The 15,137-nt window shown below is 72.9% G+C and carries 14 protein-coding genes; 9 read left to right on the forward strand and 5 right to left on the reverse strand.

Annotation, left to right across the window (positions count from 1 at the left end; translation table 11 throughout):
* Positions 1 to 26 precede the first annotated feature (26 nt).
* The 4 genes from H6G99_RS05245 to H6G99_RS05260 all read left to right on the forward strand — a co-directional run bounded on the left by H6G99_RS05245 (position 27) and on the right by H6G99_RS05260 (position 4,811).
* A complete protein-coding gene (locus tag H6G99_RS05245) occupies positions 27 to 845 on the forward strand; it encodes a type IV pilus biogenesis protein PilM (RefSeq protein WP_158219584.1) in 819 nt (272 codons plus the stop codon).
* Positions 842 to 1,570 (forward strand): PilN domain-containing protein, encoded by a 729-nt coding sequence (locus tag H6G99_RS05250; RefSeq protein ID WP_094587437.1) that lies wholly within the window; start codon positions 842 to 844, stop codon positions 1,568 to 1,570. The genes H6G99_RS05245 and H6G99_RS05250 overlap by 4 nt, the downstream gene beginning before the upstream one ends.
* Entirely contained in the window at positions 1,567 to 2,439 is an 873-nt protein-coding gene (locus H6G99_RS05255) for a hypothetical protein (RefSeq protein ID WP_190610358.1), read from the forward strand. The genes H6G99_RS05250 and H6G99_RS05255 overlap by 4 nt, the downstream gene beginning before the upstream one ends.
* Before the next feature lie 131 nt (positions 2,440 to 2,570).
* Positions 2,571 to 4,811 carry a type II secretion system protein GspD gene (locus tag H6G99_RS05260; RefSeq protein ID WP_353617177.1) on the forward strand — a complete coding sequence of 747 codons (2,241 nt, stop codon included), beginning with the start codon at positions 2,571 to 2,573 and terminating at the stop codon, positions 4,809 to 4,811.
* Between the two features lie 18 nt (positions 4,812 to 4,829).
* Here H6G99_RS05260 and H6G99_RS05265 read toward each other — a convergent pair whose 3' ends face one another.
* The 4 genes from H6G99_RS05265 to H6G99_RS05280 are packed head-to-tail and all read right to left on the reverse strand — an operon-like array spanning position 4,830 to position 9,318.
* Entirely contained in the window at positions 4,830 to 5,657 is an 828-nt protein-coding gene (locus H6G99_RS05265) for a pentapeptide repeat-containing protein (RefSeq protein WP_190610360.1), read from the reverse strand.
* Between the two features lie 10 nt (positions 5,658 to 5,667).
* A complete protein-coding gene (locus tag H6G99_RS05270; RefSeq protein ID WP_190610362.1) occupies positions 5,668 to 7,539 on the reverse strand; it encodes a transglutaminase TgpA family protein in 1,872 nt (623 codons plus the stop codon).
* Positions 7,509 to 8,420 carry a DUF58 domain-containing protein gene (locus tag H6G99_RS05275; protein ID WP_190610363.1) on the reverse strand — a complete coding sequence of 304 codons (912 nt, stop codon included), beginning with the start codon at positions 8,418 to 8,420 and terminating at the stop codon, positions 7,509 to 7,511. Before H6G99_RS05275 ends, H6G99_RS05270 begins: the two co-directional genes overlap by 31 nt.
* Entirely contained in the window at positions 8,407 to 9,318 is a 912-nt protein-coding gene (locus H6G99_RS05280; RefSeq protein WP_094587455.1) for an AAA family ATPase, read from the reverse strand. Before H6G99_RS05280 ends, H6G99_RS05275 begins: the two co-directional genes overlap by 14 nt.
* Positions 9,319 to 9,427: 109 nt before the next feature.
* Between H6G99_RS05280 and H6G99_RS05285 the strand changes: the two genes are divergently transcribed.
* Positions 9,428 to 10,567 (forward strand): pyridoxal phosphate-dependent aminotransferase, encoded by a 1,140-nt coding sequence (locus H6G99_RS05285; protein ID WP_190610543.1) that lies wholly within the window; start codon positions 9,428 to 9,430, stop codon positions 10,565 to 10,567.
* On the opposite strand, the gene H6G99_RS05290 is transcribed toward H6G99_RS05285, so the two are convergent.
* Positions 10,551 to 11,633 (reverse strand): UDP-N-acetylglucosamine--N-acetylmuramyl-(pentapeptide) pyrophosphoryl-undecaprenol N-acetylglucosamine transferase, encoded by a 1,083-nt coding sequence (locus tag H6G99_RS05290; RefSeq protein ID WP_190610364.1) that lies wholly within the window; start codon positions 11,631 to 11,633, stop codon positions 10,551 to 10,553. The genes H6G99_RS05285 and H6G99_RS05290 overlap by 17 nt on opposite strands.
* 77 nt (positions 11,634 to 11,710) lie before the next feature.
* Here H6G99_RS05290 and H6G99_RS05295 point away from each other — a divergent pair, with 77 nt between their 5' ends.
* From H6G99_RS05295 to H6G99_RS05310, 4 genes are all read left to right on the forward strand, one after another.
* Positions 11,711 to 12,505, forward strand: coding sequence for a DUF8623 domain-containing protein (locus H6G99_RS05295; RefSeq protein WP_190610366.1), 795 nt, complete (start codon positions 11,711 to 11,713; stop codon positions 12,503 to 12,505).
* 3 nt (positions 12,506 to 12,508) lie between these two features.
* Positions 12,509 to 13,234, forward strand: coding sequence for a response regulator (locus tag H6G99_RS05300; RefSeq protein WP_094585735.1), 726 nt, complete (start codon positions 12,509 to 12,511; stop codon positions 13,232 to 13,234).
* The gene (locus H6G99_RS05305; protein ID WP_190610368.1) at positions 13,212 to 14,603 is read left to right on the forward strand and encodes a sensor histidine kinase; all 1,392 of its coding nucleotides are present in this window, start codon (positions 13,212 to 13,214) and stop codon (positions 14,601 to 14,603) included. Before H6G99_RS05300 ends, H6G99_RS05305 begins: the two co-directional genes overlap by 23 nt.
* A gap of 98 nt (positions 14,604 to 14,701) precedes the next feature.
* A complete protein-coding gene (locus tag H6G99_RS05310; RefSeq protein ID WP_094585737.1) occupies positions 14,702 to 15,109 on the forward strand; it encodes a hypothetical protein in 408 nt (135 codons plus the stop codon).
* Positions 15,110 to 15,137: the final 28 nt, after the last annotated feature.

Raw genomic sequence — 15,137 nt, forward strand, 5'->3', positions numbered from 1 at the left:
TCCGCGCTCAGCTCTTCCCACGCCAGTTGCTGCTGGAGCTTCAGGACGATTCCCTGAAGGGCCAGGTGCTCAGGGGATCGGGTCCGGAGGCCGTGAGCATCGATCTGCCCCTGCCGCCCCTCACCTGCCTGGATGGCCAGCCCCTGGAGAAGGAGCCCCTCGGTGACCTGATCGGCGATCTTCTGGTGCGTGACGGCCTGCTCGATGCCGTCGTTCTGGCGTCCCTTCCCGAGGGGGCGGCGCAATGGCGTGTCATCGACTGGCCCTTCGAAGCCATCCCCGACGACCCCATTCAGGCCCTGCGGACCATCGACCCGCCCCTGAATCTCGCGGTTCCCCTGTCGGAGGCCACGATCGATCTGCGGCCCCTGGCAGGATCCACCCCCCGGCTGCTGATGGCGGTGGCTCCCCGAAAGCTGGTGGACGACTGGATCGATGTCTTCAACCTGGCGGGTGTGCAGCTCGAGCGGCTGGCTCCGGCCCAGTCCTGTCGTCTGGCGGCGGTCAGCTCCCTGCTGGAGGCGGCTCCGGCGGATGAACTGACCGTGCTGATTCATCCGCTGCCGGCCGGCGCCCAGCTGCTGCTGCTGCATCGGACCGAGCCGGTCTTCGACTGGCCGCTCCCCCAGGACGACGAGGCCATGGTGAGGGAGGTGAACCGCTGCGTGACCTTCTACCGTCGGCGGGATCCCTCCATCCATCGGCTCCGGCTGTTGCTCAGCGCGCCTCTCCCCAGCCAGGACAGCCTGCAGGACGCCCTGGGCGTGAGGGCCGAGATCCTCACCCCTGAGCCCTTCGGGTCCCTGGTACTCCAGGGGCTGGCGATGGCGGAGTCGGTCCGATGAGTCCACCGATCCTCGATCTGCTTCGGGAGAGGCGCAAGGAGCTTGGCCAGGAGAGCATGGTCTCGGCCCTGCAGGATCGACGCCCCCTGCTGCTGCGCGGTGCCCTGATCGGGGCGATTGTCCTGGGCGGGTCCGTCCTGGCCACCGCCCTGGTGTTCCTCCGCTTCCAGTACGTCCGGATGCAGACCGCCCAGCTCACCCGGTTCGAAGCCGAGTCCACCCAGATGCAGGCGGAGATGGCGGCCAGCCGGGCCAAGCTTGAGCAGCTCGCGGCCACCAACCGCAACCTGACCGAGGGCCTCACCACCCTGCGCACCTCGTCGGCCCTCCTCGCCGACCTGCAGCTGCGCACCCCCGAGGGCATCCAGATCCAGAGCGCCGAGGCCGAAGGCACCAACCTGGTGCTCAAGGGACAGGCCCTCGACCCCCTCGCCTTCGCCCGCATCAATGCCCTGCAGCTGGAACTGTCCCGCTCCCCGCTGCTGAACCCCAAGGGTGTCGCGCTCGTCAAGCTGGAGCGGGTTCCGCCCAGCGAAGCGCCGACCGGCCAGGCCGGAACCGCCGCCCCCACTCCCACTCCCACCCCCGCGACGGTCCGCTTCGAACTGTCGGGCCCGTTTGCGACCCTTCCCCCCGCCCGCCAGCTGAGCGTCATGCGCCAGCTGGGCTCGGAGGGCATGGTGCGCCGGCTGCAACTTCTCCAGGCGGAGGGCCTCATCCCATGACCAACCTTCAGCAGGGCTCCAAGCGCCTCCCGGTCGCCAGCCTGCGCCTGATCTGGCTGCTGCTGCCTGCGGGCGTGTTGGGCGGGCTCGGGCTGCTGGTGATCCTGGCGGGCCTGGTGCCCCTCTGGGCCGGCCTGCAGCGGGACAGCCAGCGCCTCCAGGAGCTGGAGCAGCTGCGGGACCAGGTGACGCTGATGCGTGGGCAGCTGGTGGCCACCCAGGAGAGCACCGAGGCCGCCATGGCCAGCAAGGCCAAGATCGAGCGGCTGATCACGGGCAACGGCGACCTGTCCACCTTCCTGGCGATGCTCGACCGCGAGGCCGCCGCTTCGGGCGTGGAGCTGACCCTGTTCGAACCCACCCAGGCCGCCCCCGCCGCCGGCACCCCGCCCGGGGCCGCCCCTGCGGCCCCCGCCGCTCCACCCGCCGGGGCGGCTCCGCCCGCTGGGGGTGCTGCACCGGCTCCGGGTGCCGCCCCGGCTGACCCCCTGGCTCTGCAGGGGCTCACCCTGCGCAACCTGCTGGTTTCGGCCAAGGGGACCTTCCCAGCCCAGCTGTCCTTTCTGCGGCGGCTGGAGGCCCTCAACGTGCTGGTGGTCCAGAGCGACCTCAGCCTCACGATCCCCGAAACGGAGCCCTCCGATCTGAACCGGCCCAGGGTCATCGCCAACCCTCCGGTGCTGATGAAGCTCACCCTGGGTCTGTACAGCCGCACCCCGGCCCCTGTCGCCGCCCCTGCCGCAGCGGCCCCCGCGGGGGCAGCCCCGGCCCCGGCGGCGGCACCCACGCCAGCCCCGGCGCCCGCGGCCGCTCCGGCGCCCGCACCGCCGGCAGCACCGACCCCAGCTCCCCCCGCCCCTTCCAACTGACCATGCCGATGCAACGGGATCCGGCAACTGGCCGTTTCGTCCGATCGCCGATACCATTCGTCGGATTCGGAGATCAGTGGAACGTGGCAAAACGTCAGTGGCGGCACGTTCTTTTCGCGTCTCTCGGCTTGGTGGCCCTCCAGGGATCGGGTGTCTCCGCCGCCTTCGCCGCGGTCGCCCCTGCACCCGCAGGTGGTGCCTCCGGCGCCCGGTTTTCGGAGATCGCCCAGGCCAGCGGCCCCCTCGACATCAAGCTCAGGCGGCTGCCTGATTCCGTTGAGGTGGTGATCGAGGGCACCGGCCCATCGCCGATGCTCCAGCAGACCACCCAGGGGGCCGTCTGGCTGGGCCGCCTGCAGACCGCCCAGCCGATGACCCTGCGCCGCGGCCCGGTGCAGCTCTCCCTTCCAGAGGCGGGGCTGCAGAGCATCAGCTTCGAGGGTTCGGGCAACGTCTTCGAACTCAAGGTCTCCCCCACCCCCGGATTCCCGGTGGGCCGGCCCGTGGTGAGCGGCGACGGCCGCAGCCTGATCCTCACCTTCAACGCTCCGGCGCAGACCACCCTCCAGACCCTCACCCCCAACGTCACCACCCCGGGACGGGTGCCCCAGCCCGGCTTCGTCCCGCCCCTGCAGCCGCGCGCGGTGGCCCCGCCGCTGGGGGACATGGCCGTGGGGACCATGACCATCAGCAATCCCAGCTACGTCAGCGTCAGTGGCCCGCCGGTCACCATGACCCTCCGCAACGCCCCGGCGAAGGATGTGCTGATGGCCCTCAGCCAGCTGGGCGGCTATGGGTTCGTCTATGTCGCCGACCCCGCCGCTGCAGCCACCGGTGGAACGGCCGCCGCAGCGGCGGCTTCTCCTGACCAGCGACCCATATCGATCTCCTTCCGTCGGGAGAACTACGGCCGGGCGATCAACTCGGCGCTTCTGGCGGCGGGCCTGCAGGGCAAGCGCGACGGCAACACGATTTTCGCCGGCCCCAACGTGCTGGCCAAGAGCTTCGGTTCCCAGCTCTCCAAGGTGTATCGGCTGAACCAGGTGCCCGCCAACTCGGCCGCCGACTACCTGGCCAACCTGGGCGCGCAGGTCACCAAGACCAACACGATCACCACGGCGGTGTCCGAGGGCGTCGCCGCCACGGCTGCGCCCACCGGTAGCCCCACGGCTGCCACCACCACATCCAGCACCACCACCACGGTGGAATCCTTCGGGGCCACCAATGGCCCCCTGATCGGCCTGCGGGCCACCACCGACACGCGCCTCGGCACCATCACCCTGGTGGGCGCCCCGCGGCTGGTGGCCATCGCCGAGCAGTACCTAAAGCAGCTCGATCTGCGCCAGCGGCAGGTGGCCCTGTCGGTGAAGATCCTGGATGTGAACCTCCAGAACGACACCGAGCTCTACAACAGCTTCGCCTTCCGCTGGGGCAACAATTTCATCGTCAACGACAACGGCACCCTGGCGGCCAATTTCGGCGGCGTTCTGGGTGGATCCTCCCTTCAGAGGGGCCTGGGTGAACCCCTGCTTCCGGGGCGACCGCTTTCTGGCTTTGTGGGGCAGACCAACCCGGGCGCTGCCGTCGGAGCGACCGGTCAGCCGCTGTACCCCAACAACAACTTCTTCGATTTCTTTCAGGCCCGCATCCTTGCTGATAATTCCAAGGTGCTGGCCAGCCCCACCCTCATTCTCCAGGAAGATCCATCCATCCTGCGAGAAGACTCCTCCGGTGGAGGAGGTGGAGCAGCAGGCGGAGGCGAAGGTTCCAGCATTTTCTCCTCTGCTTTCGATGACATCGATGCGCCCATCGGTCGCCGGAGGGGTAACGAAGGCGTGGTCCGGGTCGGAGTCAACGTCCCGACGGAAGTTTCCACCACCATCACGGGAACGGCCGGAGCCGTCACCTGTTCCATCGATCAGCTTTCCACCGCAGGTCTTGTGCTGGGGGCACGGGTTCAGAAGATCGATGACAACGGCTTCGTCACCTTCTCGCTCTCCCCAAGCATTTCTGCGGTGGAGAGAGAAATCGAGGCCGGTGGCTGCCCACCCATCAGCATCCTCCGGGTGCGTCGCCTGGATACGGGTGTGGTTCGCGTCCGCGATGGCCAGACCCTTATCCTCACTGGGGTGATCTCCGATTTCGATCGGGCCCTAGTGTCGAAATGGCCCATCCTGGGAGACATTCCCATCATCGGCCAGTTCTTCCGCGCCTCGAACAACCAGCGTGAGAAGAGGGAGCTCGTGATCATGGTGACGCCGAGGATCATCAATGACACCGAGGGCGGCACCTACGGCTACGGCTATCAGCCCTCCACCCCGGCCTCCCGCGCTTTCCTGGGAGGAGAGCCCCAGCCGGTCATGACCCCCTGATCGGGGACACGCCCTGATTCAGAAGGCCAGCGGCAGCAGGAACTTCATCGCCAGAGGGGCCACGGCCGAGGCGAACGAGGCGGCTCCGGAGAGCATCTGGCCGCCCATGCCGCTGCCCTGGTTGGCCTTCTTGCCGGGCTTCAGCAGGGCGGTGGCCACCTCGGTGAGCTGCTTCGCCTGGGCCTCCTCGCCGGCCTGGCCGTAGAGAACGGCGGCGTAGTTCAGGTCGGCGGCCGCCAGTTCGGTCTTGCCCTGTTCGGTGCGGCTGAGGCCCCGGGCCACCCAGCTGATCGCCGCGTCCGGCTGCAGCCGGATCGCCTCGGAGAACAGCTGCTCCGCCTGGGGATGGCGCCCCTCCAGGGCGGCGGTGACCCCGGCGTTGTGCAGCTCGGGGTAGCTCAGCACCGTGGGGGCCACGCCCCGGGCGTCCTGCCAGTGGCTGCGGGACAGTCCGCCGGGATCGATCTGGGCGCCGCTTAGGTCGCTCTGGCGCAGGTCGGTGCCCTCCAGATTCGCCCCGCGCAGATCGGCACCCCGCAGGGACGCCCCCTGGAGGCTGGTGAAGCGCAGGTCCGCCCCCTTGAGGTTGGCCCCATCCAGCCGGGCCTGGCCCAGGTTGGCGCGCTGCAGCTTGGCGCCCCGCAGGTCGGCGTCGCGCAGGTCGGCGTGCACCAGATCGGCATCCTGCAGCTTGCAGCGGGGGCAGTTGCGCTGACCCAGCAGCCGCATCAGATCGGCGTCGCTTCCCGCCCGTGCCGGGCCGGCCAGCAGCAGGGCCAGCAGCGCCGGGCCGGTGAACAGCAGCCCCGTCAAGGCGATGCGGGCGAACCCTTGGGGCCGTGTCATGGTCGCCTGTTCAGGGGTGGTCCCGTTGTACCGCCTCCGCCGGCCTGTTGCCGGTCCGCAGGGAACGGCGCAGCGCCCGTCCCAGACGATGGGCCGTTCGTCGTCCCGCCCGGCTGGGGGCGGCGGCGAAGCGCTGCTGCTGGTAGTTGGCCACAAAGGCCTCCAGGGGATCGGCCAGGGACGGCCAGCGCTGGCTCAGGCGCCGGGCGAAGCCGCCCAGGGTTTCCCCCGCCGCCGGTGCCATCCCCTGCCGGGCGAAGGCCCGCAGGGTCCGCTCCAGCTCCAGGCGCAGGGGATCGCCGCGGTGGCGGCGGCCCAGCCAGCCCAGGCCCCCCAGGCCGGCGGCCAGGCTGACGGCCACCGCCAGCAGCACCACCACCCCCAGCAGGTGCCGCTGTTCGCCCAGCAGCCGGGCCACCAGGGCCTGCTGCTGCTCGCCGTCGTACCCGAGCCACCAGCGGGCCCAGGCGATGTCGAGGCCCCACCACTGCTGCTGGATCCAGTCCAGCGGGCCGCCGCCGGCCCGGATCCCGGCGCCCGCCGCCCCTGGGCGCGCCAGGGGGTCCCCCGCCGCCCAGGCGGTGGGATCGACGCGCCGCCAGCCCTCCCCGGCCAGCCACACCTCACTCCAGGCGTGGGCGTCGGCCTGGCGCAGGTCCACGTATCCGGTGCCGCCCACCGGCTGCACCCACTGGCCACCGCGGTAGCCGCTCACCACCCGCGCCGGCACCCCCGCCGCCCGCATCAGGGTGGTGAAGGCGCTGGCGTAGTGGCCGCAGAAGCCCAGACGGCTCTCGAACAGGAAGTGGTCGAGGGGGGCCTGGCGGGGCAGGGCCCCGGGCTCGAGGGTGTAGCGGAAGGGCTGGCTGCGGAACCAGCCGCTGGCGGCATCCAGCCGCTCCCGGTCGCTGCCGAGGCGCCGCCAGCCGGCGGCCAGGGCCTCCAGCCGCGGGTTCTCGCCCAGCGGCAGCAGCAGGTCGACGGGGCCGGGGGGGGCGGTGCGCCAGCCGGGCTGATCCGCCGTCCGGGTCAGGGCGTAGACGCGTCGCTGGCTGCCCGGGGCCCTATTCAGCAGTTCGCCGCTGCGCTGCAGGTTCAGGTCGGCGGACAGGGGCCGGCCGGAGCCGCTCCAGGGCACCGCCGCCAGGCCGCTGGGTTCGATCAGCCAGAGCTGGATCCCCTCCCCCGGGGCGGCGGGGGGCGGCGGCGGGGCTGGCTGGCCGACCGCCGGCCGGGGGAAGGTGGGCGCGGCGCTGCGCCAGCTGCGGCCGTCGAAGCGTTCATGCACCAGCACCCGCCAGTAGCGCTGCTCCTGGGGCGGGGGCTCGCCGCCGAGGGGGAAGGCGACGCGGGCGGCGGCCTGGCGGCTGACGGCCAGCCGGGCGATGGAGCCCGGCTCCATGCTGTCGCTCAGGCCGGTCATCGCCCCCATGCCCTGGCCCGCACCGAAGTTGGTGAAAGGCATCAGGCGGGGCAGCAGCAGGAACAGCACCAGGGCGATGGGCAGGGCCGCCAGCAGCACCTGCAGGCTGCGGCGCAGCAGCGCCTTCCAGTCGGGACCGGCCCCCAGTTCCAGGGCCAGCAGCCCGGCCAGGGCCATCAGGATGGCCAGGCCCTGCAGCAGGCTCGGGGCCAGTTCGGGGCGCAGGGCCGCCAGCAGGCCGGCGCAGACCAGCTGCAGCAGGGCCACCACCCGCCGTTCCTCGAGGCTGCGGGCCTCACGCAGCTTCAGGGCCGTCAGCACCGCCAGGCCGAAGGCCAGCAGGCTCAGGGACAAGGCCGGCGACAGGCCCAGCAACCCCAGCGCCAGCAACCCCATGGTCAGCCACTGCAGGGGGGCGGCGGCGCGGCTCATCGGCAGCAGGCCAGGGCCGTCAGGCACTGGTCCCGGTGGAGCACCCCCCGGCCCGGTGGGACGGTCTGACCGTTCAGCACCAGGCCGTAGCTGAGGCCCCGGCCGTGCCAGCTCCAGATGCGCTCACTCAGGTGCTCGAGGGCCGTTTCCAGGGGCACCCCGGGTTCCGGGGCCAGCAGGGGGGCCGCTTCGGGGCGGTCCAGGAAGCGCTTGGCGTACTCGCCCCGCCCCTGGGCCAGCAGCTTCCAGGCCAGGCGGCTGGGGCTGTCCTGGGGGCGATGGGGGGCCAGGTCGCGCCAGTCGTCGCTGCCGTCCTGGTGGCTGGCCAGGGCCGGCTCGCCGACCACCGGTGCCGAGCCGGCGGGCAGCAGCCGCACCGGTCCGGCCCGACGGGCCGGGTAGATCAGCTGGGCCGTCTGCGGATGCCAGCGCGACCAGCAGCAGAACAGCCCCAGGGGCGCCGTCGTCTGGATCCTCAGCAGCCCGGGCCGTTGCCAGCCCCGGCCCGGCGGGGTCCAGGCCACGGCCAGCTCATGCTCCCCCGCCGCCAGCGACAGGGCCGGACCCGGGGGCTCGCCCCCCAGCCGCAGGCGCACCCCCTCGCTGCGGCCCGGGCACCGCAGCCGGACGGGATAGGGGACCGGCTCGCCGGCGAAGCCCGGCGCCGGCGCGCCGCAGGCCAGCTCCACGCCCTGGAGGTTGAAGTGGGTGAGGTGCAGGGTGAGCAGGAACAGGCTCAGCATCAGGAAGCTGAGCAGCAGGGTGCCGTTGCTCTGCATCTGGACCCCCACCACCTGCAGCAGCACGGTGCCCGCCAGCCAGAGCCAGCCGAACCGCGTCGGCAGGATGTAGAGGTTGCGCATCCGCAGGCGCACCCGTTCGCCCTGCTGGGGCCTACCGAAGTCCATCGACGCCTTCCTGGAGCCGCTGGCTCAGCTCCCCCTCGCCGCCGCCGCGCTGGCCGCCGTCCATGCGGTGCTCGCAGACGGCCGCCAGCACCGCCTGGACGTCGTCCGGAATCACATGGTCGCGGCCCTCCAGCAGCGACCAGGCCCGGGCGGCGGCCAGCAGCGCCAGGCCGGCCCGGGGCGAGAGTGGATGGGCCTGGGACGGCTGGCGGCGGCTGCGCTCCAGCAGGTCGAGCACGTAGTCCAGCAGGGCGGTGCTGCAGTGCTGCCGGTCGCAGCGGTCCTGCAGGGCCAGCAGATCCTCCGGGCCGAAGGCGCCGCTGAGGCCGTCGGGCCGCAGGCCCTCACCCTGCAGCAGGGCCCGCTCGGCCTGGCGGGGGGGGTAGCCGAGGCTGAGGCGCATCAGGAACCGGTCGAGCTGGGATTCCGGCAGGGCCGAGGTGCCCCCCTGGTCGAGGCCGTTCTGGGTGGCGATCACCAGAAAGGGCCGGGGCAGGGGATGGCTGGTGCCGTCCACGCTCACCCGACCGGCGGCCATCGCCTCCAGCAGGGCGCTCTGGGTGCGGGGGCTGGCCCGGTTGATCTCATCGGCCAGCAGCACCTGGCTGAACAGGGGACCGGGCTGGAAGCGGAAGCTGGCGGCGGCGGGGTCGAACACGTTGAGGCCCGTGAGATCCGCCGGCAGCAGGTCACTGGTGAAGCTCACCCGCTTGAAGCCGAGCCCGAAGCTGCGGGCCAGGGCCTCCGCCAGGGTGGTCTTGCCCATGCCGGGCAGGTCCTCGATCAGCAGGTGGCCGCGGGCCAGCAGGCAGGCCAGGGCCAGCCGCACCTGATGCTCCTTGCCCAGCAGCACCTCGCCGATCGCGCTGATGACCGGCTGGAGGGGGGAAGAGGGCACGGGGGAATGCGGTGCACCGATGGCCCACCCATTGCAGCAGCCCGGCCAGGCTTCCGTGTTACAACCGCCTTAATGTTCGCTGGAGCCGGTGCCAGCCCTCCACCCGGCGATGGGGACGCCTGAACCGCCGGATCCCCATGGCGGCAACCTCCAGGCGGCCGCCCGACGGCTCGGCTGTCGCCCGGAGCAGCTGCTCGATGCCAGCGCCTCCCTGGTGCCCTTCGGGCCGCCGCCCCGGCTGCGGCGCCTGCTGATCCGGGCCCTCGGCAGCGATCTGCGGGACTACCCGGACCGCGACTACACCTCCTTGTGCGAGGCCATCGCCGCCTGGCACGGCCTGGATCCGGCCCGGGTCCTGCCCGGCAACGGGGCCGCCGAGCTGTTCACCTGGGCCGCCCGGGACGCGGCGGCCGCCGGCCTGAGCCTGCTGCCGGCGCCGGGGTTCGCCGACTACCGCCGCGCCCTGGACTGCTGGGACGGCGCCTGGCGCCAGCTGCCGCTGCCGCTCGACTGGTCCGGGGCCGGACCGGGCCCCTGGCCCCTGGCCGAGGCCGCCACCAACGCCGCCACCAACGCCGCCGGGTCCGGCGCGGCCGTGCTCTGGCTCACCAATCCCCACAACCCCACCGGCCAGCTCTGGAGCCGGCGGTCGCTGGAGCCCCTGCTGGAGCGGTTCGCCCTGGTGGTCGTGGACGAGGCGTTCCTGCCGCTGGTGCCGGCCGGCGAGGACCAGTCGCTGGTGCCGCTGCTGACGGCCCACCCCAACCTCGTGGTGATCCGCAGCCTCACCAAGCTGTTCTCGATCGCCGGCCTGCGGCTCGGCTACGCCCTGGGCAGTGCCCAGCGGCTGGCCCGCTGGGCCGCCTGGCGCGATCCCTGGCCCGTCAACGGGCTGGCGGCGGCGGCGGGCCGGTTCCTGCTGGCCGATCAGGCCGGCCTGCGGCGCTGGCAGGGGCGGGTGCAGCGCTGGGTAGCCGGGGAGGGGGCCTGGCTGGCGGCCCGCCTGGCGGCGGTGCCGGGCCTGGAGCCCCTGCCTTCGGCCGCCAACTACCTGCTGGTGCGCAGCCGCCCGCCGGCCGCCTCGCTCCAGCCGCTGCGGCTGGAGCTGGAGCGCCGCCACCGGATCCTGGTGCGCGACTGCCGCTCCTTTGAGGGTCTGGGGGAAGACTGGCTGCGGATCGCCGTCCAGGACAGGGCCGGCAACCGGCGTCTGCTGGCGGCCCTGGAGCAGATCAGCCGCGGCCGATGAGCTGCTCCAGCACCTGCACCAGCCGGTGGTCGGCGTCCCGCACCGCCAGGGTTCCCATGCCGTCGCCCATGGCCACCAGGGGGTCGGCGGCGGCGGCGCTGCCCCGCAGGCGGGGCCCCAGCAGCCGCCAGACGGCCCGCTCCAGGGCGGGCTCCCCGGGGTCGTGCTGCCAGACGATCACCGCGGCACCCACGGCGGCGGCGGCGGCGGCGTTGGCGTCCTGATGGTGGTCGGCGGCCGCCGGGAAGGGCACCAGGACCGCCGGGGTGCCGCAGACCGCCAGTTCGCTGAGGCTGCCGGCGCCGGCGCGGCTGATGGCCAGGTCACAGTGCTGCAGCAGGCCCGGCAGCTCATCGCTGAAGGCCCGCTCGACCACCCCGTCGACGCGCAGCTGGCCGGCGTCCGGATCCTGGCTGCCGGTGAGGTGGACGACGCGGCAGCCGCTGGCCGCCAGCAGGGGCAGCAGGGGCCGCACCATGCGGTTGAGGCGCAGGGCGCCCTGGCTGCCGCCCATCACCAGCAGCAGGGGGCCGGCGCCCCGGGGCACCCACGCCGGCAGGTCCGCGGGGGTGAGGAACGACCGCCGCACCGGCGTGCCGCACACCAGGGGACGGCAGCGGGGCAGCCGTTCGACCGCCTGGGGCAGGCCCACCGCCACGCGCGTGCACAGGGGCCCCAGCAGCCGGGTCACCCGGCCCGGGACGGCATTGCTCTCATGCAGCACCACCGGCACCCCGCACCAGCGGGCGGCGAGAATCGCCGGCGCGGCGATGTACCCGCCGCTGCTGAACACCGCGCTCACCCCCTCGCGCCGGATCAGGCGCCGCACCGGCATCACGGCCAGCAGCAGCTGGAGCAGGTTCCAGAGCTTGCGCAGTCCTTTCCCCTGCAGCCCGCCGGCCCGCACCGTGTGCAGGGGGTAACGGCTGGGCACCAGCTCGGTCTCCAGCCGGTCCGGCACCCCCAGCCAGTGCACCTGCCAGTCGTCCGGCAGGGCTTCGGCCACCGCCAGGGCCGGGAACAGGTGGCCACCCGTGCCGCTGGCGGCGATCAGCAGGGTCGGCATGGGCGGGTGGGACGAGCGCGCCTAACTTAAAAGCCGACTCCGGTCCGCCCACCGCCGCCCCGGATCCCTCCCCCTCCATGGCTCCGTCCCGCCCGCTGAACGCCCCCCTGCCCCCGGTCCGGACGCCGCAGCTGCTCGGTGCCTGTCTGGCCGGCCTGGCGGTGGTGGCCAGCGTTGGCGTGGCCCCCGCCCTGGCGGCACCGCCTTCGGCGGCCCAGCTGCAGGCCCTGGAGAGCGCCCTCAACAGCAGCTCCGAAACGGCCCTGGCCGGCCTGCTGCAGGCCGGTCCCGGTCTGGATCCGGCCCAGCTGGAGAACCGTCGCCGCCTGCTGCGCCAGCAGTTCCCCGATGCCCGCTGGCAGCTGAGCTCCGGCACCCAGCTGCGGGACGGCCAGCCCACGGTCACCCTGCGGGTGGAGGGCACCCGGCGCCAGGGCGGCACCACCTACCGGCTGGAGGCGGAGCAGCTGCTTGCCCTGCAGAGTGACGGCACCCGCATCAACGGCCAGACGGTGCTGCGGGAGAAGTCCCTGCTGCGCAGCGGTGACAAGCCCGTGCCGGTGAGCCTGCTGATCCCCGATGCGGTGCTGACCGGCCAGCGCTACGACGTCGACGTGATCTTCGACGAACCCCTCGACGGTGCCCTGGCCGCGGGCGGCATCGCGGCCATCACCCCCCAGCAGCAGGCGTCGATGGCCAGCCCCAGCATGGAGCTGGGCGCCCTCGGCGGTGGTGGCCTGTTCAAGATCGTCCAGGCCCCCCTGTCCCCCGGTTCCCAGACCTGGGCGGTGCTGCTGGTCCATCCCGACGGCATCGTCAGTGCCACCAAGCGGGTGCGGGTCGTTGCCGACCGCAAATCGCTCGAGCCCTGAGCCATGGGCCGACCGCATCGGATCTGGGTGGTGGATGACGATCCGGAGCTGCGCCAGCTGCTGGCCACCTATCTGGGCGAGCAGGGCTACGAGGTCCGCTGCATGGGGGATGGCGCCCAGCTGATGGCCCGGCTCGAGGGCCAGCGCCCCGATCTGCTGGTGCTCGACCTGATGCTCCCCGGCGACGACGGCCTCACCCTGCTGCGGCGCCTGCGGGACGGGGCCGACGACCTGCCCGTGCTGATGCTCACCGCCCGGGCCGATGCGGTGGATCGCATCATCGGCCTGGAGCAGGGGGCCGACGACTACCTGGCCAAGCCCTTCCTGCCCCGGGAGCTGACCGCCCGCATCGAGGCCGTGCTGCGTCGCCGCGGCACCCTGCCCGGTGGATTGCCCCAGCCCGACGGGGCCCGGATCGCCTTCAGCGACCTGGAGGTGGACCTGGCGGCCCGCACCCTGGAGCGAGACGGGGAGGCGCTGACGATCACCGGCGGTGAATTCGCCCTGCTGGCGGCCTTCGTGCAGCACCCCCACCGGCCCCTGTCGCGGGAGCGGCTGATCGAACTGGCCCGGGGCCCGGGCAGCGACACCGACAGCCGCAGCATGGACGTGCAGGTGTCACGGCTGCGGCGGCTGATCGAACCGGAGCCGGCCCGGCCCCGCTACGTGCAGACGGTCTGGGGCTACGGCTATGTGTTCGTCCCCGATGGCAAGCCCCGTCAGTCCTGAGCGGGCCTGGCGGCCGCCGCTGGGTCGCACCCTGGGGTATCTGCTGGCGGGCACCGGTGCCGCCGCCTTCTGCCTGCTGCTGCTGCAGCTGCTGCTGGGTCGCCGGCTGGCCCAGCAGCAGCTGGTCCAGACCGGTTCGGAGGTGGCGGCGAACGTGGTGCTGGGGGAGGTGGCCCTGGAGCGCTTCAGCCCCGAGGTGCTGGGCCAGATCAGCGGCATGCAGCTGGTGGTGGGCCAGCAGCCGGAGCCGGGGGCCAGGCCTCGCCTCAGGGGGGACCGGCGGCTGCGCTGGCAGACCCTGCGGCTGCAGACGGAGCTCTGCCACCGCCTGGCGCGCTGTCCGGCGGTGCGGCCGGCCTCCTCGCCGCGGCGGGGGGTATGGGTGGAGATGGCCTCCCCCCTGGAGCCGGTGTGGCTGTTCGTCTCCCTGCCCTCCCCCCGAGGCTGGCCGCCCGATCCCCTGCTGCTGACCCTGTCCGTCGGCCTGGGGGCCCTCGGGGCGGTGCTGCTCTATCTCACCCTGGAGATCCAGCGGCCCCTGACCCGCCTGCAGGAGGCCCTGGCCGACGTGGGCCTTGAGGCGCTGCCCAGGGCCCTGCCGGACCAGGGGGCCCCGGCGGTGCGCCAGCTGATGGCCCGCTTCAACGCCATGCTGCTGCGGCTGGAAGACGCAGGCCGGGAGCGCACCACGATGCTGGCCGGCATCGCCCACGACCTGCGCAGCCCCCTCACCCGGCTGCGCCTGCGCCTCGCCCTCGCCGCCGAGGGGCCGATGGCGCCGCAGGAGCTGGAGCGGGCCCAGGCCGACATCCGCTCGATCGAGCGGATCACCCGCCAGTTCATGATCTTCGCCGGCGCCGAAGCTGACGAGACACCGGTGCTCGTGCCCCTCGATGCCCTGGTGGCCGAGGCGGCGGCGGCGGTCGGAGACGTGCCCCTGGAGCTGGATCTGGAACCGCTGGTGCGGCGGGTACGCCCGACCGCCGTGGCACGGGCGGTGGGCAACCTGCTCGACAACGCCCTCACCTACGGCCGGCCGCCCCTGCGGGTGGTGCTGCGGCCCCTGGGGCCGGGGGAGGGTCGGCCCCACGAGGAGGCTGCGGCGGTGGAGAGCGGTTTCGAGATCCAGGTCTGGGACTGCGGCGAGGGCATCGACCCGCAGCAGTGGAGCAAGGCCATGACCCCTTTCCAGCGGCTCGACCGGGCCCGCGGCGGCGAGGGGCACTGCGGCCTCGGCCTGGCCATCGCCGCCAAGGCGGCCCGCGACCATGGCGGCGACCTGCGCCGGCTGGAGGCCACCGCGACCGCCGAGGCGCTGCCGGGGCGCTTCGCCGTGGCGCTGCGGGCCTGGCCCCTGGCCGGGGGGTGAGGGGGCTTCAGTTGCATCCGGTCACATCTCGCCGGTGGCCAGTCTGATCGCCGTCACACCTGCCGGTCACGATGGAGACGTTCATGAAAAGTCCTCCCATGCCCTTCCCCCTGCTCCAACCCCTACGCGCCGCCGTGCTGGCGATGGTCCTGGGGTCCACCGGTGCCGCCATGGCCCAGAGCGGGCCCACCCCGGCCGGCCGCCCCACGCCGGCCCAGATGCAGAAGATCTTCCCCGAACAGAAGCGGCTGGCGCTCAGCGATCAGCAGGCCCGCATCGCCATCCTTCAGCGCGGTGAGCGCTGCCTGTCGGCCGCCGGCAGCAGCGAGGCCCTGCGCACCTGCATGAAGGAACAGCGCAGCGCCAGCCAGGGCCAGCGGGAGCAGCACCGGGCGGCGATGAAGGCCCTGTTCGAGCGCAACGGCATCCCCCTGCCCCAGTGGGGCAAGGGGGACCGCAAAGGGGGCTGGGGAGAGGGCCGTGGCCCCGGCTCCAGCAGCCTCTGAGGCCGGCCAGGGCCGGCCCTGAAGACGG

Source organism: Synechococcus sp. FACHB-909, assembly GCF_014698945.1.
Classification (GTDB): Bacteria; Cyanobacteriota; Cyanobacteriia; order PCC-6307; family Cyanobiaceae; genus Cyanobium.

What these genes read in the sequence shown, in the direction of transcription:
- H6G99_RS05250 (WP_094587437.1), top strand. Translation starts at nt 842, where the DNA reads ATGAGTCCACCGATCCTCGATCTGCTTCGGGAGAGGCGCAAGGAGCTT.
- H6G99_RS05255 (WP_190610358.1), top strand. Translation starts at nt 1,567, where the DNA reads ATGACCAACCTTCAGCAGGGCTCCAAGCGCCTCCCGGTCGCCAGCCTG.
- H6G99_RS05275 (WP_190610363.1), bottom strand. Translation starts at nt 8,420, where the DNA reads ATGGACTTCGGTAGGCCCCAGCAGGGCGAACGGGTGCGCCTGCGGATG.
- H6G99_RS05300 (WP_094585735.1), top strand. Translation starts at nt 12,509, where the DNA reads ATGGGCCGACCGCATCGGATCTGGGTGGTGGATGACGATCCGGAGCTG.
- H6G99_RS05295 (WP_190610366.1), top strand. Translation starts at nt 11,711, where the DNA reads ATGGCTCCGTCCCGCCCGCTGAACGCCCCCCTGCCCCCGGTCCGGACG.
- H6G99_RS05265 (WP_190610360.1), bottom strand. Translation starts at nt 5,657, where the DNA reads ATGACACGGCCCCAAGGGTTCGCCCGCATCGCCTTGACGGGGCTGCTG.
- H6G99_RS05285 (WP_190610543.1), top strand. Translation starts at nt 9,428, where the DNA reads ATGGGGACGCCTGAACCGCCGGATCCCCATGGCGGCAACCTCCAGGCG.
- H6G99_RS05290 (WP_190610364.1), bottom strand. Translation starts at nt 11,633, where the DNA reads ATGCCGACCCTGCTGATCGCCGCCAGCGGCACGGGTGGCCACCTGTTC.
- H6G99_RS05310 (WP_094585737.1), top strand. Translation starts at nt 14,702, where the DNA reads ATGCCCTTCCCCCTGCTCCAACCCCTACGCGCCGCCGTGCTGGCGATG.
- H6G99_RS05305 (WP_190610368.1), top strand. Translation starts at nt 13,212, where the DNA reads ATGGCAAGCCCCGTCAGTCCTGAGCGGGCCTGGCGGCCGCCGCTGGGT.